Annotated in this window: 25 protein-coding genes; 14 read left to right on the forward strand and 11 right to left on the reverse strand. The window is 45.1% G+C overall.

The features are described from left to right. Positions 1–2 precede the first annotated feature (2 nt). Complete coding sequence (locus tag MTF70_RS11445) at positions 3–692, reverse strand: NAD(P)H-binding protein (RefSeq protein ID WP_053350419.1); 690 nt, start codon at positions 690–692, stop codon at positions 3–5. Between the two features lie 248 nt (positions 693–940). On the opposite strand from MTF70_RS11445, the gene cobT reads away from it, so the two are divergent. The 8 genes from cobT to btuD all read left to right on the forward strand — a co-directional run bounded on the left by cobT (position 941) and on the right by btuD (position 9006). Further along, positions 941–1984, forward strand: a complete 1044-nt coding sequence (gene cobT, locus MTF70_RS11450) for a nicotinate-nucleotide--dimethylbenzimidazole phosphoribosyltransferase (RefSeq protein WP_205460917.1) — start codon at positions 941–943, stop codon at positions 1982–1984. A gap of 29 nt (positions 1985–2013) precedes the next feature. Continuing rightward, positions 2014–2790 carry an adenosylcobinamide-GDP ribazoletransferase gene (locus MTF70_RS11455; protein WP_176311286.1) on the forward strand — a complete coding sequence of 259 codons (777 nt, stop codon included), beginning with the start codon at positions 2014–2016 and terminating at the stop codon, positions 2788–2790. Then, the gene (cobU, locus tag MTF70_RS11460) at positions 2787–3320 is read left to right on the forward strand and encodes a bifunctional adenosylcobinamide kinase/adenosylcobinamide-phosphate guanylyltransferase (RefSeq protein WP_137281904.1); all 534 of its coding nucleotides are present in this window, start codon (positions 2787–2789) and stop codon (positions 3318–3320) included. The genes MTF70_RS11455 and cobU overlap by 4 nt, the downstream gene beginning before the upstream one ends. Positions 3321–3331: 11 nt before the next feature. Continuing rightward, on the forward strand, positions 3332–3946 hold the full coding sequence (cobC, locus tag MTF70_RS11465) for an alpha-ribazole phosphatase (protein WP_115385893.1): 615 nt from the start codon (positions 3332–3334) through the stop codon (positions 3944–3946). Between the two features lie 128 nt (positions 3947–4074). Beyond that, the gene (locus tag MTF70_RS11470; protein WP_130546029.1) at positions 4075–5871 is read left to right on the forward strand and encodes a M3 family oligoendopeptidase; all 1797 of its coding nucleotides are present in this window, start codon (positions 4075–4077) and stop codon (positions 5869–5871) included. A 274-nt stretch (positions 5872–6145) separates the two neighbouring features. Beyond that, positions 6146–7174 carry a succinylglutamate desuccinylase gene (locus MTF70_RS11475; RefSeq protein ID WP_005377878.1) on the forward strand — a complete coding sequence of 343 codons (1029 nt, stop codon included), beginning with the start codon at positions 6146–6148 and terminating at the stop codon, positions 7172–7174. An 82-nt stretch (positions 7175–7256) separates the two neighbouring features. Beyond that, positions 7257–8252: a vitamin B12 ABC transporter permease BtuC gene (btuC, locus tag MTF70_RS11480; protein ID WP_053306934.1), complete on the forward strand. Its 996-nt coding sequence runs from the start codon at positions 7257–7259 to the stop codon at positions 8250–8252. Next, positions 8239–9006, forward strand: a complete 768-nt coding sequence (gene btuD / locus MTF70_RS11485) for a vitamin B12 ABC transporter ATP-binding protein BtuD (RefSeq protein ID WP_017820884.1) — start codon at positions 8239–8241, stop codon at positions 9004–9006. Before btuC ends, btuD begins: the two co-directional genes overlap by 14 nt. Before the next feature lie 69 nt (positions 9007–9075). Here the strand turns inward: btuD and MTF70_RS11490 are convergent, their stop codons facing one another. The 3 genes from MTF70_RS11490 to MTF70_RS11500 all read right to left on the reverse strand — a co-directional run bounded on the left by MTF70_RS11490 (position 9076) and on the right by MTF70_RS11500 (position 11646). After that, positions 9076–9651 (reverse strand): nucleoside triphosphate pyrophosphohydrolase family protein, encoded by a 576-nt coding sequence (locus MTF70_RS11490; RefSeq protein WP_025766767.1) that lies wholly within the window; start codon positions 9649–9651, stop codon positions 9076–9078. Positions 9652–9760: 109 nt separating this feature from the next. Then, complete coding sequence (locus tag MTF70_RS11495; RefSeq protein ID WP_115385896.1) at positions 9761–10333, reverse strand: DUF1415 domain-containing protein; 573 nt, start codon at positions 10331–10333, stop codon at positions 9761–9763. Between the two features lie 89 nt (positions 10334–10422). Next, the gene (locus MTF70_RS11500) at positions 10423–11646 is read right to left on the reverse strand and encodes an MFS transporter (RefSeq protein WP_047100700.1); all 1224 of its coding nucleotides are present in this window, start codon (positions 11644–11646) and stop codon (positions 10423–10425) included. Between the two features lie 106 nt (positions 11647–11752). On the opposite strand from MTF70_RS11500, the gene MTF70_RS11505 reads away from it, so the two are divergent. Continuing rightward, entirely contained in the window at positions 11753–12622 is an 870-nt protein-coding gene (locus tag MTF70_RS11505) for a LysR family transcriptional regulator (protein WP_109168432.1), read from the forward strand. Between the two features lie 27 nt (positions 12623–12649). Here the strand turns inward: MTF70_RS11505 and MTF70_RS11510 are convergent, their stop codons facing one another. Beyond that, positions 12650–12880 (reverse strand): glutaredoxin family protein, encoded by a 231-nt coding sequence (locus MTF70_RS11510; RefSeq protein WP_005377871.1) that lies wholly within the window; start codon positions 12878–12880, stop codon positions 12650–12652. Between the two features lie 138 nt (positions 12881–13018). On the opposite strand from MTF70_RS11510, the gene MTF70_RS11515 reads away from it, so the two are divergent. Further along, complete coding sequence (locus MTF70_RS11515) at positions 13019–13534, forward strand: M48 family metallopeptidase (RefSeq protein WP_205460918.1); 516 nt, start codon at positions 13019–13021, stop codon at positions 13532–13534. Continuing rightward, a complete protein-coding gene (gene rlmF / locus MTF70_RS11520; RefSeq protein WP_205460919.1) occupies positions 13521–14648 on the forward strand; it encodes a 23S rRNA (adenine(1618)-N(6))-methyltransferase RlmF in 1128 nt (375 codons plus the stop codon). Before MTF70_RS11515 ends, rlmF begins: the two co-directional genes overlap by 14 nt. A gap of 71 nt (positions 14649–14719) precedes the next feature. Here rlmF and MTF70_RS11525 read toward each other — a convergent pair whose 3' ends face one another. From MTF70_RS11525 to MTF70_RS11550, 6 genes are all read right to left on the reverse strand, one after another. Beyond that, entirely contained in the window at positions 14720–15040 is a 321-nt protein-coding gene (locus MTF70_RS11525; RefSeq protein ID WP_005397755.1) for a hypothetical protein, read from the reverse strand. 70 nt (positions 15041–15110) lie between these two features. After that, entirely contained in the window at positions 15111–16706 is a 1596-nt protein-coding gene (locus tag MTF70_RS11530) for a S41 family peptidase (RefSeq protein WP_205460920.1), read from the reverse strand. A gap of 358 nt (positions 16707–17064) precedes the next feature. Continuing rightward, positions 17065–17829: a hypothetical protein gene (locus MTF70_RS11535; protein WP_054866062.1), complete on the reverse strand. Its 765-nt coding sequence runs from the start codon at positions 17827–17829 to the stop codon at positions 17065–17067. Between the two features lie 30 nt (positions 17830–17859). Further along, complete coding sequence (locus tag MTF70_RS11540) at positions 17860–18534, reverse strand: GntR family transcriptional regulator (protein ID WP_005377862.1); 675 nt, start codon at positions 18532–18534, stop codon at positions 17860–17862. A gap of 152 nt (positions 18535–18686) precedes the next feature. Further along, positions 18687–20219, reverse strand: coding sequence for an aldehyde dehydrogenase (NADP(+)) (locus MTF70_RS11545; RefSeq protein ID WP_205460921.1), 1533 nt, complete (start codon positions 20217–20219; stop codon positions 18687–18689). 21 nt (positions 20220–20240) lie between these two features. Next, entirely contained in the window at positions 20241–21242 is a 1002-nt protein-coding gene (locus MTF70_RS11550; RefSeq protein WP_170890585.1) for a 4-hydroxyproline epimerase, read from the reverse strand. Positions 21243–21351: 109 nt separating this feature from the next. Between MTF70_RS11550 and MTF70_RS11555 the strand changes: the two genes are divergently transcribed. The 3 genes from MTF70_RS11555 to MTF70_RS11565 all read left to right on the forward strand — a co-directional run bounded on the left by MTF70_RS11555 (position 21352) and on the right by MTF70_RS11565 (position 24868). Next, entirely contained in the window at positions 21352–22608 is a 1257-nt protein-coding gene (locus tag MTF70_RS11555) for an FAD-dependent oxidoreductase (protein WP_170890586.1), read from the forward strand. 124 nt (positions 22609–22732) lie between these two features. Further along, the gene (locus tag MTF70_RS11560) at positions 22733–23806 is read left to right on the forward strand and encodes an ABC transporter substrate-binding protein (protein ID WP_170890587.1); all 1074 of its coding nucleotides are present in this window, start codon (positions 22733–22735) and stop codon (positions 23804–23806) included. Positions 23807–23893: 87 nt separating this feature from the next. Further along, positions 23894–24868 carry an ornithine cyclodeaminase family protein gene (locus MTF70_RS11565; protein ID WP_170890649.1) on the forward strand — a complete coding sequence of 325 codons (975 nt, stop codon included), beginning with the start codon at positions 23894–23896 and terminating at the stop codon, positions 24866–24868. The last annotated feature ends 23 nt before the right edge of the window (positions 24869–24891 follow it).

Consider the following 24891-nt stretch of genomic DNA (forward strand, 5'->3'; position numbering starts at 1 on the left):
GGTTATTCGTAGTGATGCAGTAAGTCACGCATTTCTTTCCTTTGTAAGTAAACCACCGAGTCTTCTTGATAACTGAAAAGTTGATAAATCATCGCTTTAGCGACATCTTCTGCTCGAATAGGTAAAAAGTTGGACAATTTGCCAAGCATAAGTGGGCGAATTACCTTAAACAGAGTTTGTACTAACTTCTCGTCCATTCTTGGGTTTTGACGTTGACCAACAAGCGGGCCTGGGCGAACAAATACGATTTCCTCAAAATCCATAGCTTCGATTCGTTGTTCCATTTGTCCTTTACAAGCTAAGTAATGGGATGGCGATTTACTATTTGCACCGAGGCTAGAAACAACCGCAAGGCGTTTGACTCCGATTGTTTTCATCTGTTGGGCGACTTTACACACCAGATCAACATCTACTCTACGCAAATTATCCTTACTACCAGCTTGCTTAAGGGTCGTGCCTAAACAGATAAAGCCGATGGTTGGTGTTGGTTGGTTCTCATCCCATTGGTGGATAGAAAGGTCTGCATCAATGAGAGGAATAAGCTTATTGTCCACATCCAGGACGCCATCGAGTGGGCGGCGAGAAAGATAATATAATGTTCCAACACCTGATTGATTTATGAGGTTTGCAATGACTTTTGAGCCTACTAAGCCAGTTGCACCGGCGATGATTGCGCAGGTGTTGTTATCCATATCTTTTCTCCTATATGGGAACATAGTCTAAGCTATTGTAGCGGATTTCAACGAGTTACTTATAATCTCGTGCAAGAAAGGTGAGACGCTCTGCGAACTCGGCAGACTATCCTGAGATAAACTTGATTAGCGCTGCCCCAATTGGATGCAAGTGTATACAATAGTGGGCGCGCAAAAACTGTCGCTGAACAAGACCTCTTGAACAACAGAACACCTCTCACCCAGGCAACATCAAAGGAACGTAAAAAATGGATGACTCTTTTGCTGCGGAGATACAAGCACGCATAGATAACAAAACCAAACCCGTCGGTTCTTTAGGCTTATTGGAAAAGGTGGCACTGCAGTTAGCTCTTATTCAAAGCCAGGATAAACCTCAGCCAGTTGATTCCATCGCTATCTGCAAACCAAGCATGCTGGTATTTGCTGGAGATCACGGCGTTGCAGAGGAGGGCGTGAGCATTGCGCCAAGCGAAGTCACTCAGCAAATGGTGGCTAACTTTCTCGCTGGCGGCGCAGCCATCAACTGTTTTTGCGACATTAATGGCATTCAACTCAAAGTAATAGATTGCGGCATGTTGGCTCCTATCGATGTGCTGGTTCCAGAATTTAAATCCCATCCCAACTTGGTTGAACAACGGTTGGGTAACGGTACGGCTAATTTTTCTAAACAATCAGCGATGTCCCCAGAACAAGTGGCGTTAGGTTTAGAATATGGTGCGAAGATTGCTGAGCATACCATTTTGCATGGTTCAAACCTCTTGATGTTCGGCGAGATGGGCATCGGTAATACCAGTTCGGCCTCAGCACTGTTATCGGCGCTGAGCGCATTAGATATTGATTATTGTGTTGGCGTTGGCACCGGAATCAATCAACAGCAGTTGAGCCGCAAATATAAACTGGTAGCACAGGGGGTAAACCGATGTCGAGGTCTTGATACCAAATCGATTCTCGCACAGGTTGGGGGCTTTGAAATCGTACAAATGGTGGGCGCTTTTTTAGAAGCCAAGCGGCTTAAAACTCCAGTTTTAGTGGATGGTTTTATCGTATCGGTAGCGGCTTATATTGCGACGTTGTTAGACGAAGAAACGCGTGAATACATGTTGTTTGCCCATCGCTCTGAAGAAAATGGACATAAATTTGTATTGGAACATCTTAAAGCAGAACCTCTGCTCGACCTTGGTTTACGGCTAGGGGAGGGAACAGGAGCCGCTCTTGCCTTACCCTTGTTAAAAGCTGCTGCCCAGTTTTACAACAAAATGGCGAGCTTCGAGAGTGCAGGAGTTACAGTTTAGTGTCAGTCCCTGATAATTCTGAGAAAGTCATGCCGTCATCGTTAAGATACCAGTGGGAGTTATTTCTATTAGCTACCAGTTTTTTTAGCCGCTTACCCGTGCCCCAAGCGTTGCCTTACAGTGAAGAACGCATGAATCAGGCAGGCCGTTACTTCGCGTTAGTTGGTCTCGTGCTTGGAGCACTTTGCGCTTTGGTATTCTCGCTCACCTCAATTTTTTTCCCAGAGTCGGTTGCCATAGTATTAACGATGGTGTTTAGCTTATTGTTAACTGGGGCTTTTCACGAAGACGGCTTGACCGATATGGCGGATGGCATTGGCGGTGGCATGACCGTAGAGCGACGCCTCTCTATTATGAAAGACAGTCGTATTGGCACTTATGGTGCCGCCACTCTCATTATGGCGTTATTGGCTAAGTATGTTTTTTGGAGTGAACTGGCTAACTTGCCGCACTTTTGGTTGGTCATTGTCGTCGCTTACACCGTAAGCCGAGCACTAGCTGCGACGCTTATTTATGACATGCCTTATGTTAGTGACAGTGATACGTCGAAAAGTAAACCGCTAGCAAGTCGCCAGTCTTCTCTAGAAGTCTCCATTTTGTTGTTTACTGGTGGCGTAACATTGCTTGTGCTTGGTATCGCGGATGCGATCTTGATATCGCTTGTTCTCGTGGTATTTCGTTTGATGTTCAAACGTTGGTTAACCAAGAGAATTGGCGGCTTTACGGGGGATTGCCTTGGCGCAGCGCAACAGTTGTCGGAACTGCTTATTTATCTCACTATGATTGGGTTGTATCACTCCTCATGAAGCAATTGATACTCGGTGGCGCGCGCTCTGGGAAGTCGCATTTGGCAGAAAAAACAGCTAAGCAATTATCGATCGCTTCTCATCGATCATTACACTATGTTGCAACCGCGCTGCCATTTGACCAAGAAATGCGAGAGCGAATAGCGCATCATCAAAAGCAACGCGGGGGCGAGTGGCAAGAGCATGAATGCCCCCTTCATTTATCTGAGTTACTGACAAATTTCTCTACCACCGATGTTGTATTGGTCGATTGTTTAACCTTGTGGCTCAACAATTGGATATTTGAGTTAGGTGATGAATGTTCCAATGAGAAGCTAGAAGCAGAAATTGAAAAGCTTATACAGGTGGTGCGTGGCTCAGATGCGACGTTAATATTCGTCTCTAACGAGGTTGGAATGGGCATTGTACCTTTGGGGGCGGTTAGTCGTTATTTTGTGGATAATGCAGGACGGATGAATCAAAAACTAGCCAGTGTTTGCCATCGCGTTACCTTGGTTGCTGCTGGTTTGCCGTTGGTTCTTAAAGAGTAGGATGGAACAAAATGAAAACACTCAATATCTATCTTGTGCGTCATGGAAAAGTAGACGCTCCACCAGGACTCCATGGCCAAACAGATGTAAAAGTTACGCCTGCTGATCAAGAGAGTATTGCTCGGGCTTGGGCTGAGAGTGGACGAGGTGTGGGTGGAATAATTTCTTCTCCACTTTCACGCTGTCAAGAACTGGCAAACATCATTGCTGAACAGCAATTATTACCAGTAATGACGGATGAATCTTTACAAGAGATGGCATTTGGTGATTTTGATGGTATGCCTTTTGATCTGCTCACTGAGCAGTGGAAAAAGCTAGATGCTTTTTGGCAATCGCCAGCACAACATACGTTGCCGAATGCTGAGAGCTTAAGCACATTTTCTGAGCGCATATGTCGCGTTTGGTCTCAAATCATCAACGATATCAATGACAATCTCCTTATCGTCACGCATGGTGGCGTCATTCGTATGATTCTTGCTCATGTATTGGAGTTAGATTGGCGTAACCCAAAGTGGTATTCGACGTTGTCGATAGGAAACGCTTCTGTCACGCATGTAACAATTACCATAGATGAGCAAATTTACGCCTCGGTGCGTTCGATTGGCGTACCTCTTTTAACTCGTTAATTTATAAATATTAAAATGCCCAGAACGATATTGCTTACGGGCATAGTCACGGAAGATGTCAGTGGAAGCCCATCTGCTAGGTGCAGGAAGCGAAAATTGACTCAGTTACATAAAAAGGAAATATAGAAATGACAACGCCGAGTTGGGATTTGTCCATCGTTTATAACGACCTTTCTGACCCACGAATTCAAGACGATATTGCTCTTGTGGAACAATGTATTGATCTTTTGAATAAACAATCAGCAGATTGTGGCAACGTAGAGATCATGCAAAATGCGATTTTAACCAATGAAGCCGCGAGTCGTTTAGCGGGTACAGTTGCAAATTTTGCGAGTTGTTATGCTTCTGTTGATGCAACAAACGCCGAAGCGAAATCGTTACTTGGTAAAATGACCCGCATCTTTTCGGAGCTTTCCCAAGCGTTCAGTCCCTTTGATTTGACATTAACTCATGCCGACGAAGAGTTTATCTTGCGCGTGTTAGACCATGAGAATCCTGATATCAGTGGGCAAGCTTTTTCTATCTTGAATTCTAGAAAGTTGGCGGATACTCGTCTTAGCAACGCAGAAGAACAGTTACTGGCTGCGATGAGTGTGGATGGCAAATCGGCTTGGGGTAACCTATACGATAACCTGACTGGCTCATTGAAAGTGAAGCTTGAGTACACAGATGGTAATAGTGAAGAGCTTGGGTTTTCTCAAGCGGCAAGCATTCTTTATGGTTCTGAATTCGAGCGTCAAGAAGCCGCGTGGCGAGGCGTACAAGATGCAATGCAAACGCACCAAGAATCATTCGCTGCGATTTTGAATGCGTTAGCAGGATGGCGCTTAACTGAAAACAAAAAGCGTTCTACGAAGCGTGAAGTTCACTTCCTAGAGCCGAGTTTGCATGGTAGCCGAATCCAAGCTGAAACTTTAAATGCGATGATGACCGTAGCCAAAGACAGTCGAGCTATTGGTCAGAAAGCGGGTTTATTGATGGCGCAAGTACATGGTCTGGATGAGATGAAACCTTGGAATCATCTGGCGGCTATGCCTGCTTTGAGCGGTGAAGCGAAGGTTTACGACTTTGATGAAGCGATTGATGTTATTTGTGAAGCATTTGAAACAGTAAACCCTGAGATGTCGGAGTTTGTCCGTTTGATGGTACAAAATGGTTGGATTGATGCCGCGCCAAATGCTAACAAGCGTCTTGGCGCATACTGCACCAAACTGCCAGCAACGCGAACACCACTTGTGTTTATGACTTGGAGTGGCAGCCGTTCAGACCTTATGACTCTGGCACATGAACTTGGCCATGCGTTCCATAACTGGGTTATTCGTGATTTGCCACTTTGCCAAACTTACTACCCAATGACGTTAGCAGAAACCGCCTCTATCTTTGCAGAAAACATCGTTCGTGATCATTTGATTTCGAAAGCGGAGAGCGTTGATGAAAAGCTCGAGATGTTGTGGGAAGAGTTGTCATCTGCGCTAGCTTTAATGATCAACATTCCGGTTCGCTACGAGTTTGAAAAATCGTTCTATGAACGCCGCCAGGATGGAGAGTTAACCGCAGATGAATTCTGTGAGTTGATGTCAGAAACTTGGAAAGAATGGTATGGCGACGTAATGAGCGAACCGGATCCGTACTTCTGGGCAAGCAAGCTGCACTTTTCTATTGATAGCGTGAGCTTTTATAACTACCCATACCTATTTGGTTTCTTGTTTAGCAAGGGTATCTATGCACAGCGAGAAACCAAAGGCGAAGCGTTTTACACCGATTACATCAATTTGCTGCGCGATACAGGCTGCATGATGGCGGAAGATGTCGTCGAAAAGCATCTGTCGATGGATTTAACCCAGCCAACGTTTTGGCAGCAGAGTGTTGAGCTAGTGCGTGAAAAAGTCGATGAGTTTGAGCGTTTGCTCGCACAGCGCGGCTAAGTTTTTCGCAGTGTTGATGCATAATCTGCTTTATAGCTACAAAAATTTGATCAAATCATAATGATCTTAATCAGGGCTGTGGTAAAGTTCACAGCCCTAACACTTTGTAATTGTTTGAAAATTAAACGCCTCAATGCTTGATTTGAGTGCCTGGCGCGAAAAGGCATCGGATTTTCGAGGGAAATAGTGATTTCTACTCATAAGTGAGATCGCAGCAACAAAAATCCTTTGTACAATTTATTAACATATCCGCCGTGCTATTAAGGAGTAACGCATGACGAAGTCTCTCTTTCGCCAATCGTTTTTAACTGACACGTTAGATGTTCATATTGATGTCGCACCAGCGGAGCAGGTGCTTTCTAACGGTGTAAAACTTAAACTCTATCAGCGTGGTGTATTAGAAGTAATCCCTGCGAATTATACTCAGGATACGAAGAACATCATCATCTCTTGTGGGGTTCACGGAGATGAAACCGCACCGATGGAGCTGGTGGATTCCATTATTCAAGACATAGAATCTGGGTTCCAGACGGTCGATACCCGTTGTCTGTTCATTATCGCTCACCCAGAGTCCACTCTGGCGCACACGCGATTCCTTGAAGAAAACCTCAACCGTTTGTTTGACGAAAAAGAACACAAACAGACAAAAGAGCTTGTTATCGCCGATACGCTTAAGCTGCTTGTTCGAGATTTTTATCAGGATACCGACCCGACAACACGCTGGCACCTTGATTTACACTGCGCGATTAGAGGCTCGAAGCACTATACGTTTGCAGTAAGTCCTAAGACTCGTCATCCTGTGCGCAGCAAAGCATTGATCGATTTCTTGGACAGTGCACACATTGAAGCAGTGCTCCTGTCAAACTCACCATCGAGCACGTTTAGCTGGTACAGTGCCGAGAACTTTGGTGCGCAGGCTCTCACAATGGAGCTTGGCCGTGTGGCTCGTATCGGTGAAAATGACCTCGATAAACTGACCGCGTTTGATTTGTCTTTACGTAATTTGATTGCGGAAACGAAGCCAGAACACTTACCAAAACCATGCATTAAGTATCGCGTAAGTCGCACAATCGTTCGTTTGAACGAAGACTTTGACTTTATGTTCGACGACAATGTTGAAAACTTCACCTCATTTGTTCACGGCGAAGTGTTTGGTCATGATGGCGACAAACCATTAATGGCGAAGAATGAAAACGAAGCGATTGTCTTCCCGAACCGCCACGTCGCAATAGGTCAACGTGCAGCTCTGATGGTTTGTGAAGTGAAAACCCGTTTTGAAGAGGGTGAGTTGGTTTACGATTAATCCAACATTGCTTTGAGAAGTTAATTGCAATTTACCGAGGCTTAACTGTAAGGTTAAGCCTCGTTTGTTTTTATCGGCCGCTATGGATTTTCAACAACTTATCCTGAACAAGGAACGACGCTGGCAACGTAACCTGATGGTTATGTCGATCGTGCTCGCTGTACTCTCTGCCATTCACTTGATGGTCGGAGAAATTTTCCTTTCTCCTTTTCAATCCTTATCTGCATTTGAACAGAAGTTATTGGTGGACTTGCGTTTACCGAGGTTAGTGTCTGCGGCAATTATTGGTGCTGCGTTAGCGGTATCTGGCGCGACGTTACAAGTGTTGCTTGGGAACGTGTTGGCTGAACCTGGCGTGCTTGGTATCTCTGGTGGCGCAAGCTTAGCAATGGTCTTAATCATGTTCGCGTCACCTGTTCTTCCTACCCCGATTGTTTTTATGCTGGCAGCGATTGCAGGCTCGATGGTATTCACGTTTGTTTTGGTGGCGATAGCAAGGGCAATGCACCTGACGACGGCTCGATTGCTTTTGGTTGGGGTCGCATTGGGTATTTTATCGAGCGCGATTGTGACCTGGGCATTTTACTTTAGTGATGATCTCAGTTTACGCCAACTGATGTATTGGTTAATGGGCAGTATTGGCGGTGCAAGTTGGTATCAACATACCGTTACTTTGGTGATGTTACCGGTGCTTACCTGGTTATGTTGTAAAGGCAAGTCGCTTGATAAATTGATGCTGGGTGAGATTCATGCGACCCAATTGGGTGTCGATGTGCATCAAATGCGTTGGAAATTGATCCTCGCCATTTCTGTTTTGGTGGGTAGTTCAGTCGCTTTGGGTGGCATCATCAGTTTTGTTGGTTTGGTGGTGCCGCACTTGTTGCGTTTGGCTTTTGGTACGGAAAACCGTTATTTATTGCCACTTTCTGCAATATCTGGTGCTGCGTTGCTTGTATTTGCTGACATCGGCGCAAGACTGTTATTGGACTCCGCAGAGTTACCTTTAGGTGTCATGACAACATCGATTGGCGCACCTATTTTCATCTGGATGCTGGTGAAGAGTCATGATGCACGTTAAACATATGTCGGTTGGTAGTCGATTATTGCCTCTTTCTTTTGAATGCAAAGCTGGCGAAATCGTACATATCGTTGGGCCTAATGGTTCCGGTAAGAGTACTTTATTGGCTGCGATTTCTGGTACGTTAAGTCACCGAGACGGTATGAGTGGTGAAGTGTACGTTGGCAACAAAAACTTGCTTACTTTACCGTTGTCAGAGCAAGCTCATGTTCGAGGTTATTTGTGTCAGCAATCGCGCCCAGCGTTTAATGTTGATGTGTTTCAGTATCTCGCTTTATCTCTGCCAAGTGGTGCTGAGATTGCGGATATCAAAGTGCGTGATGCCGTCAATATGGTGGTGGAGCTGGTACAACTGCAAGATAAGCTTCATCGCAGTATTCAAACATTATCCGGTGGTGAGTGGCAGCGTGTCCGATTAGCAGGTGTATGTTTGCAGGTGTGGCGTACCATTAATCCTTTTTCGCAGTTTTTAATTTTGGATGAGCCAGCAGCACCGTTAGATATTGCGCAAGAGGGTCTGCTCTATCAATTGATTAACGCTATGGCGGCGCAGGGAATTGGAGTATTGGTTGCTAATCACGATCTCAATCGCACATTAAAGCACGCAGATAAAGTATTGCTGCTTAACAACGGTGTGCTGCACTCATCAGGAAGTGCCGATACTGTGCTAACGGAAGAAGCTCTCGGGGAAGTGTTCAATACTCAAGTCAAAAAGGTCATCGTAGATGAGCAACCTTATTTAATCTTTGATTAGTATTTAGGGACAATAAAAAAACGACCTACTTGAGGTCGTTTTTTTAATCGAGAAAGCCAAACTCAACGCTTACTGAGTTAGCGGTTTTAGATCTGCTGGGCGGTAGTAAACAGATTTGAGTACTTTGCCTTTACGAATGGTTTTACCTTCCGATACGAAATCTTCGGCGCATTTCGCGATGATGTATTCACCTTTCTGCACCGCCATCAACTTGATGCCTTGTTCTGCGTAGAATGCTTCTGTTTCTGAGTACTCTTGCTCGTTACGGCATACTTTGCTCATGTTGCTTGAATGTACTTCATCCCAGCAAGGAATAAATTCGATACCACGGTTTACCGCAACGTTTAATAGAAGATCAATTAAGTAGCTGATCGCCAGGTTGTCTTCTATTTTGCTGTGGCCAAGATGAACGAGACGGCCCATTAATACATACACGCTGTCTACGATGGCATCTGCTTGCTCAGTTTTACAATCTGCTTCTGCTAGCTCTGTTAGCTCTTCGATCGCCAAAGAGGTGTGTAGTGTGTCTGCTTGCGTATCAAGGCTTGCAGCGTCTGCGACTGGTAAGTCGAACGTACTACGGAACTCGGTGATATCACGGTATAAGTGATCAAAAATCTCTTGGGTTAGCTTTGACAGTTGCATTCTAATTTCCATTGAATCGATTGAAGCGGCAATGATACCAAACCGTACTTTGAACCCCAAGGGCATTGCATCTAACTGGTGATAAATCTGCCTTTGGGAATGTTGGTGCTTAACGAAATAGGTAAGGGAACAGCTTTTTACGTTCTTCCTCTGAAAGGGAGGAAACACGAGCGATGTTCGTATCGGGAATGGATTCAGGATCAGGATAGTGTTTTAGTACCTTTTCCATACTCTCTTCGCGAATCAAATGGAAGATCGGGTAAGGAGAACGATTGGTCAGGTTTTCGTCGTCTTCAGGCCTAGCGCCGCCAAAACAGTAATCAGGATGGAAAGTCGCTACTTGGAAAATACCTTCCCAGTTTTGCTGCTTAATTAATCCTTCAACCCAATCTATGCAAAAGTTGTAGTCCCAGAAATCTTGTAGCATGTTGGGAACCACAACCAACGTGGTCTCAAGCTGTTCGGGTTCTGTGTTACTCAGCTCAATCAGCTGCAATAAAATATCTTCAAGAAGCGTTTCTTCTTGAGTCGCTTCACTAACAAAGATTTTTATTTGTTTATTACGTTGCGGCTTGGCAGCAAACGGACAAAGGTTGAGCCCGATTACTACATCGTTGAGCCATTGATCGACCTGTTGAGTGATCGCTTCGATATCTGTGTTTTGTGTTGAACGCGTTGACATACGACTTTCTGGTTTTTATTAAAGTAGCGCAAGCATAGCAGAGTTGGTTATCCAAGTAACCAGAGAGGTATTACGCAAATGAGCGTACCTTAGCTACTCTTTAAACTCGCAGCGTCAGGTGTTTGGTCAGTATGCTTTCTTTCGGCAATGTGTTTCAAATACGCAATTGCAGCAAACATCGCTAGGTAGACTGCGCTTCCTCCCATAAGAACACTCGACCAACCACCATGTTGCCAACAATAAAGAAGTAAGAATCCTCCTAAGCTACCGCCTACGTAGTAGTGTACTAAGTAGAGCGCTGTCGCGGTGGCTTTGGCGCGAGTGGCGTTCTGACCGACCCAACCGTAGGCGAGGGTATGAGTAAAGAAGGCACCAAAACTTATCAGCAACAACCCAAATAGCATTGCAGTCAAGCTTTCAACCGCCGCAATCCACATCCCCGCCATGCTCACTATCGCGCCTAAGAACATACCGAGGATTGATGAATAACGTTTACTCCAGTGGCCTGCGCAACGAGAGGAGAAAGTCCCTCCCAAGTAACAAATAAAGATCAGTGAGGCCAACCCGACGGGCACATTGTGAGGTTCACTCACCAGACGGAAACCCATGACGGAGTAAAGGTTGACGAACAAAGCAAAGTTGAGTCCTCCTATCAGCATTGCGAACCACACGCGTTGGTTTTTAAAATGACCAATAAGCGCACGATTTTGATGGCGCAAGCTGCTTGATGACGGGGTGAAGTTGCGCTGTGTTGGCAATAAATAGTGAACGCCAATGACACCAAGAAGAGTGAACACCATCATAACTTCAATGGCGACATCAACACTGAAATTGTCCGCCAATAAGCCGCCGCTAATACGCCCTGCAATACCGCCTAATGAGTTAGCCGCAATGTACGTTCCAATTGCCATCGAGAAAGCGTGCTTGTCGAGCTCTTCTGCCATGTAAGCCACGGCGACTGCAGCAAAAGCTGCGAGCGCGACACCGATCAGTGCTCGACATACCACCAAAAACAGAAATGAGTCACCAAATAGCATCAAAGCGGAAAGGGTAGGAATCGAAAACAGACCAGCCATCATGACTGGCTTTCTTCCCACTGATTCTGACAACACAGCCATTGGAACGAGGCTAAAAGAGAGAGCGAGTGTTGAGGCCGCAAATAACCAGTTCACTTGCGTTTCTGAGATCGTGAAAATTTGAGCAAAAGTGGGCAGCATTGGCTGTAGTAGGTATAAATTTGAAAAAACCAAGAAGGAACCAAGCGCTAGCGAGAGTGTAATGCGTTTGTATTCCGGTGTGCCAAAACTGACCATGAATCCTGCCTAATGTGAGCAAATGGAGAGACTGTGATCAATCTATCAGTTCGTTGTAAATTAAAAAAATATATTAAAAATATGGACACCATATATTTTTGATCTAATGGAATCGAAACAACTTAAACATTTTCTGGCGGTCGCTGAACATGGAAACATTACCCATGCAGCGAAAGCCCTGCATATTGCCCAGCCCGCATTAAGCATTTCTATCAAAAAGTTTGAGCAGTCTTTGGGCGTTACCCTATTTCGCCGTGATGATAAAAAAATCAGCTTAACGAAAGAGGGCGAAACGTTACTTGTGCATGCTAAGCGGGTGATTCAACAGTTGCACGACGCGCAGCTCGCGATTGATGAGCTGAAAGGTTTAGCGAAAGGCGAAGTAAGGCTCGGGACGCCATCAATGATGGGCAGTTATTTCTTTCCACGAATTGTGATGGCGTTTAAAAGCCAGTTCCCGGAGTTAAAATTGACCTTGGTCGAAGCTGGGACTCAATCGATTCGTCGTATGCTGCTCAATGGTCAACTCGATATTGGTGTGATCAGTTGTGATAATGTGCCTGATGATCTAGAAACTGACCATTTGTTTACTAGCCAAATGGTCGCAGTTGTTTCACCTGAGCATGAGTTAGCCCAGCGACACGCTCTTACTTTTGATGAGTTCTTTGAACACGATTTGGTTATGTTTCAGCATGGCTATTTTCACCGCGAATTTTTGGATCAGGTGAGTGAGGAGCATGGGTTTACCATGAAGTCATCATTCGAGACCAACTTACTGCCTTTGATTTTGAGTATTGTAAAACAAGAGTTTGCGATTACCGCGTTACTGGAATTGGTGACTCAACATGAGTCGGGCGTTGTTGGCTTACCGTTTGAACCACCAGTGACGCTGGATCTGGCACTTGCTTGGCGCAAGCAGGGGTACTTATCAATAGCAGATCGAACGTTTATCGACTTTATCAAGCGCTACGTTTAAACGCAGCGCAGATTCATCGTCCGAGCACTAGTCGCCTTTGTACATCTTCTCGAAGTTCTTTGGGTTCCAGCCAATCATTACCCGATCACCAATTTTTAAAACTGGCACTGAACGAGCACCAAGCGCATCAAGTTCTTTGCGACCGCGTTGCATCTTAGCATTGCACAAACGATAGTTAATATTTTTCGAATCCAGATAACGTTGAGCATCTTTGCAGTGAGGGCATTTGTCTTTGACATAAAGAACGACACGTTTCATTGAATTTCTCTCCATTATCATTGGGAGGCGAAGTTTAACGGCCTTTCACCATAAATGAAAGGCGAAAGCTAAGGTGAAACTGTCTTTTATCTCAGGTATATTGAGCGCCTTTATTTTGTCATAACAGACGTTAACTCTATGCATCCGTCACTTCGATACATTCAGGGCTACCCACAAAACATCGTAGAGCAGGTGAGCTCATTGATAGCGAGTGGCAAGTTTGTTCCTTGGTTCGAAAAGCGTTATCCCGATAGGCACCAAATCAAAAGCGAAAGGGCGCTCTATGAGTACGCCATGGCAATCAAAAACCGCTACATGAAGAAAGCCGCGCCAATCAGTAAAGTTGTCTACGATAAGAAAATTCACGCGGTAAACAACGCGCTTGGTTTGCACAGTGTAATCAGTAGAAACCATGGCGGTAAGCTGAAGTCGAAAAACGAGATTCGCATTGCCAATGTATTTAAGGATGCGCCCGAGCCACTATTAAGAATGATGGTGGTACATGAGTTGGCGCATACTCGTGAGAAAAACCACGACAAGGCGTTCTATCAGCTATGTTGCTATATGGAGCCTGAGTATCACCAACTCGAATTTGATGCTCGTTTGTTTATGATTTACCTCGATTTAAAAGCGAATTTGAATGAAGAACAATAATCACAACGCGAAGCAAGCAAAGCCAAAGACTTCAATGGCGGGTCAGAATAAAGACGCGAATAAAGCCAAGCCGAAGCGTGTTAAAGACAAAGTTGCGCGCAAATCCTCGCAGCCTGCAGGAAAGAGCGAAGTCGAGTTCATAAAAATAGCGAAGAATGGTTTGCATGAGCGTAATGTTCATCGAGGTCGTTACGATTTTAAAAAACTCGTGGAAAGTGAACCACAGTTAAAGCCATTCGTTATCAAAAATCCGAAAGGGGAAGACTCCATAAACTTCTCTGATCCTAATGCTGTTAAAATGCTCAATAAAGCATTGCTTGCTGCGTATTATGGTATCGAGTTCTGGGACATTCCCGACACCTACCTTTGCCCACCGATTCCGGGCCGCGCTGATTACATTCACCGAGTGGCAGAACTACTTGATGGTGAAGTAAAAGGTCAGTACGCGCACCAAAAAGTGAAAGCGTTGGACATTGGCGTGGGAGCAAACTGTATTTATCCGATTGTTGGTGTAACAAAATACAGTTGGCACTATACGGGCAGCGATGTCGATCCAAAATCCATCCAATCGGCTCAAACGATCGTAGAGCACAATCGTGTTTTGACGGGAAAAATTGCACTGGTACAGCAATACAATGATGCCAATATTTATCGAGGTATCATTCAACCGAATGATCGTTATGATGTGACGACATGTAATCCGCCATTCCACCGTTCGGCGGAAGATGCCGCTATGGGCAGCCAGCGTAAAATCGATAATCTAAAAGCAAACCAGCGCAAGAAAGGGCTAAAACCTCAAACCGCACAAGTAAAGACAAGTAAACCTGCGTTGAATTTTGGCGGTCAAAACGCTGAATTGTGGTGTGAAGGCGGAGAAGCGGCGTTTATCCGAAAAATGGCGAATGAAAGCCAAGCTTTTGCCGCGCAGGTCTTGTGGTTTACAACACTTATATCCAAAAAAGACAACGTTCGCCCGATGCGCAAGCAGCTTGAAAAATTGGGTGTGAAAGCCATTCGTGTGGTTGAAATGAGCCAAGGACAGAAAGTGAGCCGCTTTGTAGCTTGGTCATACATGGATAAGCAACAGCGCAAAGCATGGATTGAACTAAAGTAACGTTGACCGTTTCACACTGAACAATAAAGTAGGAAGCCCGCTGATATCAGCGGGCTTCTCTTTTGGGAGATCTAAAACTTAATGATGGGCTCACAATCTAGTGAACTGAGAGAGACAAAAGTATCTGTTTTGGCATAGTACAAGCCACAGGTTTCACCTCTTATCTGCAACGTATATTGGTCTGGAAGATCCGTATAGCTGCCATCCAACAGTTGATTGTTGTTCCCTTTTACTCGTCCTTTTTCAATCAACAAATGCGGTGAGGATTCAAATACGTTATTTGCGATTCTAGGTGCTGGTGTCCCTTGGATTTCTGCGATCGCGTTTTGAATCTCTATGACTGTTTCCGGAGAGTTCTTTTTACTCAATGCTTCAACGGGTTCTTGTGACATAGCTTGGCATCCTATCAAAGAAATCGAAGTGCCTAAGAAAAGCGCAACCCGAATCAGCATTCGTAAAAAGTTAGTTGATCTCAACATGAATTGCCTCTGTTCGTAGCGGAGAGCGAAGATCGCTTAACTCCGGAGATGAAATGTTACGCGGCATGGCGTTGAAACTTGAAGGGGATACTGGCGGACAGGTTCCTGTTTCCATGTAGTTTAGCGCCGCAGAAAGCATACCTTCAGACGGATCGCCTAACGGTTTTGTTAGGTCGTCATTGACCCAGCAACCTTCCACTCTATTGTTTAAGCCTAGCTCGGTATTGATTTGGCTCTTTGGAGTAGGAATAAAACCATCAGCGAAGTCGCCAAATTTTTTCTCGTTCGCCGACTTGAACTGAATAGTGTAGTACATAGTGCCGCAGTTTTGTTCTGGTGAGAACCCATACGGTTTACCTGTGGTTGTTGAGCCTATTTGGATAACCTCCACATCAATGCCGCGTAAAGCGTTGATTAGCAGTTCACTAGAGGAAGCCGTGCCTCCTGAAGTCAGCACATATACGCGCTTTTTGTTCAGTGTCGGAAGCACTTGGTCCGAATATTTCTGTGCTGCCCAGTCTATTGCTATATTTGTAAAGCGATAGATGTTATCCCCATCTTTAATGGTACGCATCACTTTGTCATTGTGAATCAACTCACTGAAGACTCGGTTCTGACCAGCACCGCTTAGCATGTAGCCTACTTGCGAGGACTGAAGGACTAAGCCACCGCCGTTGTAACGTAAATCAACGACGATCTCGTCAACATTCTCTGCTGAGAGCGTACTGAACGCCTCAATAAGCGGGGCTTGAGCGCTTGGTTCAAAGGAGTTGTATTGCAGATAGCCGATCCGCATACCATTTTGTGTAATCACTTTGGCATTTTTAACTGGAGAGGTCATGACATCAGAGGCGGTAAGCGTCACGGTTTTCTCTAGACCGTCAACACTCTCAAATGTGAAGGTGTAATCTTGATTGATGTCAGGGTTAAAGAGCGTTTTGTTGATAAAATCAATGTCGGACTGACTACCGGTGTTAACCACATCAATATTATTGATTTTCAGAAGCTTATCACCACGAGCAATGCCGCTTCTATCAGCTGGCGAGGCTTCTTCAGTGTAGGAAATACGAACGTCTCGAGGTTGTACGCCACGTAGGAATGCCCAGTTAAAACCAAATCCAGCAACTAAACCGGATTGCGATGATTTCATATCATCCTCATAAGGGACGGTAAAATGGAAGCGATCTTTTGGTTTACCCGTCGCGGTAGTAGCAGAGGTGACCAGCGTATTGAAGTAATCAGTAACAGTTTTGTAGTTTGCTGGATTATTATCAGGAACCTCGTCATACCATAGATACGTTTCGTTAGTAAAAGCTCTTAAAAAGAGTTTTTCGTGTAATGCAGAGCCCAATTTATCTGGATAGGCGGCATAGTTGTCATATGGGTCCAGTCCGACGCGGGGCGTTTCACATTGGTTGATAAACGTTTTCGACGATTGGCTAAAATCATGAACTTTCCATGTTGGACCGTTTGCACTGCTAGTGGACGGAGTAGGTGATGAGCTATCACCGCCGCCACCGCCACAGCCTTGTAATAATGCGAGAGTGACTGCCGTTGCTAAAGAATACTTAAATTTCACTTTTCTATGTCCTTATAAATAATAGAATTATAATTATGTGTTTTGCTTTTGTTTTTATTAGCTAGGTGAATGTATTAATTTAATTTGTTCGTCTGCAAATTTATAGTTAAATAGTGTGAGGTAAATAACGTAAAAAAGTTGTCTTTTATCCTTAAGCTAAATTAGTCATTACTTAAGTTTTCTGTCTATTTCAAAAGATCTAACAAGACAATTAATAAGTGTGAAATTAAGACAAGTTCTTAGTTGACTAAGCGATGCTTGCTAAATCAGAATTAGATTCAGGAAACGCTTTGAATCAATAGTTTGGTAGGGATATATGATGTTATCAGGGGTTTGTTTGATTTATTTGTCTGATGATTTAACTTAATTTAGTGAGTTGAGCGACGTGCTTTAATAGGCTTCCGTCAATGTTAGGTAAATCATCAGCGAAAAATATCTGAGAACCAGGAGTGCAACGCATTAATATATTTGTTAGTTCACCTTCATTGTTGGAAGTGTTAACTGCGTTAAGTTTCGCTAATTTATTACAAAGCTCGTCCTCTATTTGCACTTTCTGCTCTTCGGTGAGCCTAATGCGACCTATACATACGCCTGGGTTGATATCATGAGAAAGCGAATCTTGTTGAAAGCGCTCTTTGAATAAGGTGTCTAATGCCGTACCTTCTTTCATAATAAATCGACGACCAGAACGGTAAAACAAGCCGTCTCCGAAGTTTTCGACATATCCTAGAATTTCCGCGATACGCAAATAGAATCGTAAGCTTGTATCAGAAAGTCCGTAAGTTTGGGCTATCTCTTGCGGTTTAATATCACGAGAAGTCAGCATATAAATAAAATCAAGTAAATAAGGATGCTCAACGAAAAGGTCGCTCTCTTCATCTGTTAGCATTTGCTCGTTTTGGTGCTGAAGCTCGTTGGCTAAGGTTGCGAGTTCGACGAGATCGGTATTCAGGTAGTTCAGATAAATAAGTACTTTATCCAAACCTAAAGCTGGATTATGTAGGTGGCGTTTAATACTAGATAAAGGGATGCCACTTTTCTCTGACAAGGAATTGTAGCAAAGCCCTTCTTCTTTAATCTTTTGTCGTAGCGCTGCGAGTAAAAACTTTGGTCCAACATTCATCCTTGAACATCACCTTATTCGTTATTCCGTTTACTGGCTGATATTTTGCCTTTCAAGCAGCAGGTTTCGAATCGCTGTGCCCGCTTCTAGAATGTGTTTTTTCAGCAGGTACTTGGCGCCTTCGATATCGCGATTTTGGCACATTTCAAACAAGCTTAAGTGCTCTTCTTCTGCCTTTTTAATGCCTGTAGTAAACAATAGCTGCATGCGTATGTATCGGTCACACTTTGTGTTCAGGTTGTAAATGACGTCCATAGTTTCAGGCATGTTGGCTGGCGCATATAGGGCTTTGTGGAACTCGTAGTTGTAGTTGCTCCATTCTTCTACTTCGTCGCCACTGTTCACTACTGACTCGAAACGTTCACGAACTTCGCGCGCGCGTTCAAGGTCAGCGTCTGTCATATTTTGAATCGCGCGCTCTAAAATGTGGCATTCCACGACAGCGCGCAGTTCAAATAGCTCATTGATTTTCTCTGGAGATAGCTCAGTGACCGTCGCACCTTTGTGAGGTTCAAAGCTAACGAGTCCTTGTGCTTCCAATTGAACTAACGCTTCACGCACAGGAATTCGGCTAACATTAAACTCTTTTGCTAACGCATCTTGACGTAAAGGTTGACCAGTTTTTAACTCGCCCTTCAAGATCTGAGTTCGAATTGCTTCCTCAACGAGCTGAGTGCGCGTTTTAAAAACAGGTTTCTGTGACATTGAAGTCTCCCGTGAAATTAATATTGTATCCAATCCATTTTACTTTAGTAGTTTATTGTTTTTCTGGCACAAACCAACTAGGAAAGAAGGTTTTGAGAAGTAGAGTGAAATAAAAGGCATCAGTTGATGCCTTTTTGAGCCATTTGGTGGGCTTATTGGGACACACTGCCATCTATGGCGCGTTGAATACCCAGTGGGTTCGACGCTTTTAATGAATCCGGCAATAAAGATTCTGGTAAAGCTTGATAAGCGACCGGACGCAACCAACGATGAATAGCCTCCGCACCGACAGATGTTGAGGCAGAATTGGTTGAAGCCGGATAGGGTCCACCATGAACCATAGCGTAACCAACCTCGACGCCAGTTGGCCAACCGTTGAATACAATGCGTCCGGCGATTTCTTCCAAACTTGGAAGCAGTTGCTTGGCTTGTTCTTCGTCTTCAGCGGTAGCGTGAAGGGTTGCGGTGAGCGATCCAGTCAGTGAATCACTCAGTTTCAACATGTCATCGAAATCTTCACAGATTACGATTAACGATTGAGGACCAAATATTTCTTCCTCCCATTGCGGGTTTTCACGCCAGTTTTTACTGTCCGTCACGAACAGTGCTGGTGAGACATTGGTCGCTTCTGCTTGTTCAGAACGAGTGACGTTAATGCCTGTTTCGGAAGCTCGCTTATCCACTTCGGATTCATACGTTTCTCGGATTCCTTGCGTTAGCAAAGTGGCCGTTGATTGTTGTCGAATTAACCCTTGAGCGATTTCGATAAAGGCTTGCGTTTCTGGGCTATTCAAGACAAATACAACGCCTGGTTTTGTACAAAATTGTCCACAGCCCAAAGTCATAGAAGCCACAAACTCTTCAGCCAATGAGGCGTTTGCTCGTATGGCTGAAGGGAGAATAAATGTTGGGTTAATCGCCCCTAGTTCACCATAGAAGGGGATTGGCTCTGGTCTTTGCTGAGCTAGATTGAACAGCGCACGGCCACCACCGACGGAGCCTGTAAACCCAACCCCTTTAATTTTTGGATGGGTAACGAGTGCTTGGCCAAGTGCGCGTTTGTTGCCTTGCAATAGCGTGAAGATGGCTTGCGGTAAGCACTCTTTCTCCAGTGCAGCCTCAATACACTCTGCAACAAGTTGACTGGTGCCAGGGTGGGCGGTATGGCCTTTTACAATCACAGGACAGCCAGCTGCAAGTGCCGAAGCCGTATCACCACCTGCCGTAGAAAATGCGAGCGGAAAATTAGACGCACCAAACACGGCTACAGGGCCAATTGCGATTTGTTGACGGCGAATATCTGGTTTTGGCAGTGGTTGACGGTTTGGGTTTGGCGTATCGAAAATTGCTTGATGGTGATTACCCGATCTCACAACCTCGGCAAATAGTCTTAATTGGCTCGCGGTACGTCCTATTTCACCGCTTAAACGTGCTTCGGGAAGGGCAGTTTCTAAATGAGCACGAGCAACGATTTCTTCACTCTTCACTTCCAATTCAGAGGCGATAGAACAAAGTAAGCTCGCTCGTTTTGCATTGCTTAGTTGGCGAAACTCACGCGCTACGCTTTGGGCGGCTGAGGAGGCTTGATTAACTTCTTGCTCTCCATGTACCGGAAACGCTATAGGTAGAGGCTCACCAGTAAAGGCGTTGACTGCGTAAAAAGTGGTTGGTTCTTGTGGGTTCATCATTCTTCCTTACTATCCTTATTACTTCACTTCAAATCCGTACGCATATGGGTCTTCATCGTCTACCCATATTGTGTTGTGACCGTATACTTGTGCCCATCCTTCAATACTTGGCAAAATAGCCGCTTTGCCATTCACTTCGGTAATGCCTTCTATACGTCCTTGAAATAGGCTGCCGATGATACTTTCGTGAACAAAGTCTTCTCCTTGATTGAGTTTGCCTCTTGCATGCCATTGCGCCATGCGCGCACTTGTTCCCGTACCACATGGCGAGCGATCCAACGCTTTGTCGCCGTAAAACACAGCATTTCGAGCGGTAGCGTTTTCTTGAGTGGGCTCTCCGGTCCATAGCACGTGAGAAACACCGCACACTGTTGGATCTTCTGGATGTACGCACTCAACCGCTCGAGATACCGCTTCGCGAACTTTTGGTGAAAGCATCAAAATTTCATCTGGAGAGTAGTGTTCAAGTCCGGCATAGTTTTCTTGAGGATCGACGATTACGTAATAGTTTCCGCCATAAGCAACATCGACAGTGAGCTCACCTAAGCCCTCTATGTCCACGGTTACGTCTTGGTGGGCAAGGTAAGCTGGTACGTTAAATATCCTCACTGACGTGACCTTGTCACCTTTTGTTTGGTAGTGCACTTCGATTTGTCCTGCTGGGACATCAAGTATCAAACGGCCTTCTTTTTTGGGAGTGATAAGGCGATTCTCGATAGCGGTAGTGACGGTTCCAATGGTGCCGTGGCCACACATTGGTAAGCAGCCACTGGTTTCAATAAACAGAATTGAAGCGTCTGCGTTATCGCTGCAAGGAGGCAAGACAACTGACCCCGACATCATTGAGTGTCCGCGAGGCTCAAACATGAGTGCCTGACGAATCCAATCATAATGCTCAAGAAAGTATTGGCGCTTTTCGCTCATGGTATTGCCTTCGAGTGGAGGCACACCGCCTGCGACCAGCCTAACTGGGTTGCCGCAGGTGTGGGCATCAATACAGAAAAAAGTTCCTTGTCTCATTTTTCGCTCCTTGCTGAAAAAATGGTTGAATTAAACAATAACGATGTTAACGTAATGTAAAATATATTGTATACAATCTACGTTTTCAAGTGTGACTCGGAGCATATTTATGTTGGTCAAGGATGAAACCAAAAAGGAAAGGATCGCCGTGATAGGTGCGGGAATTATCGGCTTATCAATTGGATTGAAGTTGCAGCAGCAAGGTTATCAAGTCACGATTTTTGATCCCAATGGCGTGGGGAATGGATGCTCTAAGGGAAATGCAGGCCATATCGCGACTGAGCAAATCTTCCCTCTTGCAACGCCAGCGCTGCTTTCACAATTACCTAAAATGCTGCTAGATCCCAAAAGTCCGGTTTCGATCCGTTGGCAAGATATTCCAAGCACTATCGGGTGGATGATTCGTTTTCTATTACAAACAAAGCCATCAGCCGCGGAGCAGGCAAAAAACGCGATTAAAACTCTTAACGAGCGGTCAGTGGCAAGTTGGCGTGGCATGCTTGATTCAATCGGAAAAGCGCATCTAATAAAAATGAATGGTTCATTGCTCACTTTTGAAAACGAGAAACTGTTTAAAGACTACCAAAGTACGCTTAACTCACTGGCTAAAAACGGTGTGGCGTATCAAGTTTGGACACAAGAGGCGATTCGAGAGAGGATACCTGATCTCAGCCATAAGGTTTTTGTCGGCGTCTTTTTTCCCGATACAGGTCATACGCTAGACCCTTATCAGCTCTGTGTTGAGCTAAGTGAAGCTTTTGAAGTTCTTGGCGGTATGGTTTTACAAAAAGGTGTATCTGCGTTGGCGAAAAATGGCGAGGTGCTGGTTGAGTCTCAAACGTATTCATTTGACCGAATCATTGTTGCCGCTGGTGTACATTCTAAGCCTTTGATACGGCAGCTAACCGGAGTCAAAGTGCCTATTCAAGCCGAGCGTGGTTATCACCTAATGGTGGATGACAAGCGTGATGTATTGCCATTTCCTATTAGCTCTGCCGATAGAAAATTCATCATGACTCCGATGTCTGGCGGGCTACGCTTGGCAGGCACTGTTGAGTATGCCGATGTAGAGTCACCACCCAATATGAAACGTTCAGAAATGCTTTTTCAGTTAGGTGATGAGATGTTTGAATCGAGGTTACATCCACTCAAGCAAGGAGAAAAGTGGATGGGGAATCGGCCTTCAACAGTCGACTCGTTACCGGTTATTGATAGCATTTGGGATGGAAATGTATTACTGGCATTTGGCCACCAACACCTTGGATTAACTCAAGCGGCGATTACGGCAGATCTCCTTTTAGAGCTTATCGAAGGAAAGCCGACATCGATTGATCTTTCACCTTTTTCATTACAACGATTCGCCTGAAAAAACTTAACATTAAATATTGTATAAAATATATTAAATGCTAATGTTAACTTAATTTTAACAAAAATGGTGTCCAACAGCCGTACTCGGATGCCTCCAGAAAAACAACCAAAAGGAGTAAAACATGTCACGAATGACCAAAGCACCATTGGCGCTGTTGATTTCAGGAATGCTGTTGGGGACCTCTGCTTATGCTGAAGACAAATTGACGGTCGTGTCTTGGGGTGGTGCATTCACCAAGAGCCAAGTGGAGGCATATCACAAGCCTTTCATTAAAAAAACAGGTGTCGAGATCGTATCCGAGGATTTCAGCGGCGGATTAGCCGAAATTAAAGCACAGGTGGAAGCGAACAACGTGCGCTGGGATTTGGTTTCTCTCGACAAGCCAGACATTGTTCGTGGTTGCGCCGAAGGGTTACTAGAACCAGTGAACCCAAGTATTTTGCCTCCGGGCGCAGATGGAACACCAGCACAAGAGGATTTTATTGATGGTGCGATTCACGAGTGCGCAATCAATACCATCGTAGTGTCCACTGTATTAGCGGTGAACGAAGACGCGTTTAAAGGTAAGGCTTTGCCTAGCAAGTTGACCGATCTCTTTGACCTAAAAACTTTTCCAGGTCGACGTGCATTGCAAAAACAGCCTCAGGGTAATCTTGAGTGGGCACTATTGGCTGATGGTGTAAAGCCAAAAGAGGTCTACAGCCTGCTCGAAACCGAAGCGGGGCGTGAGCGTGCTTTTGCTAAGTTGGATACGATCAAATCAGAAGTGCTGTGGTGGACAACAGGTGCCCAGCCACCTCAAATGCTTGCTGACAAAGAAGTGGTGATCGCCTCGGCGTTTAACGGCCGAATTCACAATGCCCGTAAAGATGAGGGTCAACCATTTCGGATTATATGGGACCGTCAAATGGGTTACATGAATGGATGGGCGATACCTAAAGGGAGTGAGAACACAAAGCTTGCATTGGACTTCATTGCTTTTTCTTCAGGAACAAAACCATTAGCTGATCAAGCTAAGTACGTTGCCTATGGGCCTACGCGTAAGTCGTCTTCGGCGGAGGTGAACCCAGACATTTTAGCGAACCTTCCTACCGCACCTCAAAACTTCCAAACCGCCTTCCTGATTAACGATGAATGGTGGTCAGACTACGCTGATGAACTCAATGAAGAGTTCAACACCTGGCTGCTTAACTAGGCGTTAATTTTTGTATGGGACCGAGTTTTCATCCATAAGCGAGGTTCCGTACTTTTCCTCAACTGTATTTATGTTTTCGGAGAAATGATGAAAGTCATCGAAGCACAGCAAGTCGCGCAATGTTTAACAATGAAGTCTCTTATTGAAACGATGCGTGAAATGTACTCGCGGCCAGCAACAATACCTCAACGCCGAGTCATGCCCTTAGAAGAGGGAGAATACGAGGCGTTTGCGCTACTTCCAGCTTGGAACCAGGAGTTAATTGCGGTGAAAGCCTTTACGTATTTCCCGCATAACCCTGAGCAAGGCAAAGATACGCTTGCATCTAAGCTGCTTGTTTTTAGACGAAACGATGGTGAGCCGCTCGCACTCGTGGACGGTAAAGTTTTAACGTTTTGGCGCACCGCCGCAGCTTCTGCGTTGGCAGCGGACTATTTGGCGCGTCCCGATGCTGATCGTCTGTTGATCTGCGGAACGGGCAATCTTGCGCCTTATTTTGCGTGGGCATACGCTGCGGTTCGCCCACTTAAGCAGGTTTATATTTGGGGGCGTAACTCAGATAAAGCCGAGGCGACGGTAGATGCCATTGTGTCATCTTCAGAGTATCAGTCGCTTCCTGATGAGCGTCGGTTTCGCGTTTCAGTCGTAGAAAAAGTGGACCACGTTATCAAACACGTTGACATCATCAGCTGTATTACTGCATCAGCAGAGCCTTTGTTTAATGGCGCAGACGTGCAGCCGGGCACCCATATTGATTTGGTCGGTAATCATGACTTGGATAAGCGTGAATGCGACTCCGAAGCAGTGCAACGAGCACAGGTGTATGTTGATAGCCGTATTAATGTATTAGCCGAAGCGGGCGATCTTCTCATTCCAATTCAAGAGGGCGTGTTCACGTCAGACGATATTAGAGGGGAATTACCGCAGCTTTGCGCCCAACAAATCTCAGGACGTCAAAACGATGAGGTCATTACTTTATACAAATCAGTTGGCAGTGCTTTGGCTGATTTGGCCGCTGTAAAGGCGGTGTTGTTAGAAAATGGCATAGATAGCCATGCCTGAGCATTTTTGCTCGTTCATTTAAA

Origin of the sequence: Vibrio sp. 2CM40D (assembly GCF_023161825.1) — a bacterium.
GTDB lineage: Bacteria > Pseudomonadota > Gammaproteobacteria > Enterobacterales > Vibrionaceae > Vibrio > Vibrio alginolyticus.

Bases quoted from the DNA above. Each gene is read 5' to 3' on its own strand.
- MTF70_RS11445 (WP_053350419.1), bottom strand. From the start codon at position 692: ATGGATAACAACACCTGCGCAATCATCGCCGGTGCAACTGGCTTAGTA.
- cobT (WP_205460917.1), top strand. From the start codon at position 941: ATGGATGACTCTTTTGCTGCGGAGATACAAGCACGCATAGATAACAAA.
- MTF70_RS11455 (WP_176311286.1), top strand. From the start codon at position 2,014: ATGCCGTCATCGTTAAGATACCAGTGGGAGTTATTTCTATTAGCTACC.
- cobU (WP_137281904.1), top strand. From the start codon at position 2,787: ATGAAGCAATTGATACTCGGTGGCGCGCGCTCTGGGAAGTCGCATTTG.
- cobC (WP_115385893.1), top strand. From the start codon at position 3,332: ATGAAAACACTCAATATCTATCTTGTGCGTCATGGAAAAGTAGACGCT.
- MTF70_RS11470 (WP_130546029.1), top strand. From the start codon at position 4,075: ATGACAACGCCGAGTTGGGATTTGTCCATCGTTTATAACGACCTTTCT.
- MTF70_RS11475 (WP_005377878.1), top strand. From the start codon at position 6,146: ATGACGAAGTCTCTCTTTCGCCAATCGTTTTTAACTGACACGTTAGAT.
- btuC (WP_053306934.1), top strand. From the start codon at position 7,257: ATGGATTTTCAACAACTTATCCTGAACAAGGAACGACGCTGGCAACGT.
- btuD (WP_017820884.1), top strand. From the start codon at position 8,239: ATGATGCACGTTAAACATATGTCGGTTGGTAGTCGATTATTGCCTCTT.
- MTF70_RS11490 (WP_025766767.1), bottom strand. From the start codon at position 9,651: ATGCAACTGTCAAAGCTAACCCAAGAGATTTTTGATCACTTATACCGT.
- MTF70_RS11495 (WP_115385896.1), bottom strand. From the start codon at position 10,333: ATGTCAACGCGTTCAACACAAAACACAGATATCGAAGCGATCACTCAA.
- MTF70_RS11500 (WP_047100700.1), bottom strand. From the start codon at position 11,646: ATGGTCAGTTTTGGCACACCGGAATACAAACGCATTACACTCTCGCTA.
- MTF70_RS11505 (WP_109168432.1), top strand. From the start codon at position 11,753: ATGGAATCGAAACAACTTAAACATTTTCTGGCGGTCGCTGAACATGGA.
- MTF70_RS11510 (WP_005377871.1), bottom strand. From the start codon at position 12,880: ATGAAACGTGTCGTTCTTTATGTCAAAGACAAATGCCCTCACTGCAAA.
- MTF70_RS11515 (WP_205460918.1), top strand. From the start codon at position 13,019: ATGCATCCGTCACTTCGATACATTCAGGGCTACCCACAAAACATCGTA.
- rlmF (WP_205460919.1), top strand. From the start codon at position 13,521: ATGAAGAACAATAATCACAACGCGAAGCAAGCAAAGCCAAAGACTTCA.
- MTF70_RS11525 (WP_005397755.1), bottom strand. From the start codon at position 15,040: ATGTCACAAGAACCCGTTGAAGCATTGAGTAAAAAGAACTCTCCGGAA.
- MTF70_RS11535 (WP_054866062.1), bottom strand. From the start codon at position 17,829: ATGAATGTTGGACCAAAGTTTTTACTCGCAGCGCTACGACAAAAGATT.
- MTF70_RS11540 (WP_005377862.1), bottom strand. From the start codon at position 18,534: ATGTCACAGAAACCTGTTTTTAAAACGCGCACTCAGCTCGTTGAGGAA.
- MTF70_RS11545 (WP_205460921.1), bottom strand. From the start codon at position 20,219: ATGAACCCACAAGAACCAACCACTTTTTACGCAGTCAACGCCTTTACT.
- MTF70_RS11550 (WP_170890585.1), bottom strand. From the start codon at position 21,242: ATGAGACAAGGAACTTTTTTCTGTATTGATGCCCACACCTGCGGCAAC.
- MTF70_RS11555 (WP_170890586.1), top strand. From the start codon at position 21,352: ATGTTGGTCAAGGATGAAACCAAAAAGGAAAGGATCGCCGTGATAGGT.
- MTF70_RS11560 (WP_170890587.1), top strand. From the start codon at position 22,733: ATGTCACGAATGACCAAAGCACCATTGGCGCTGTTGATTTCAGGAATG.
- MTF70_RS11565 (WP_170890649.1), top strand. From the start codon at position 23,894: ATGAAAGTCATCGAAGCACAGCAAGTCGCGCAATGTTTAACAATGAAG.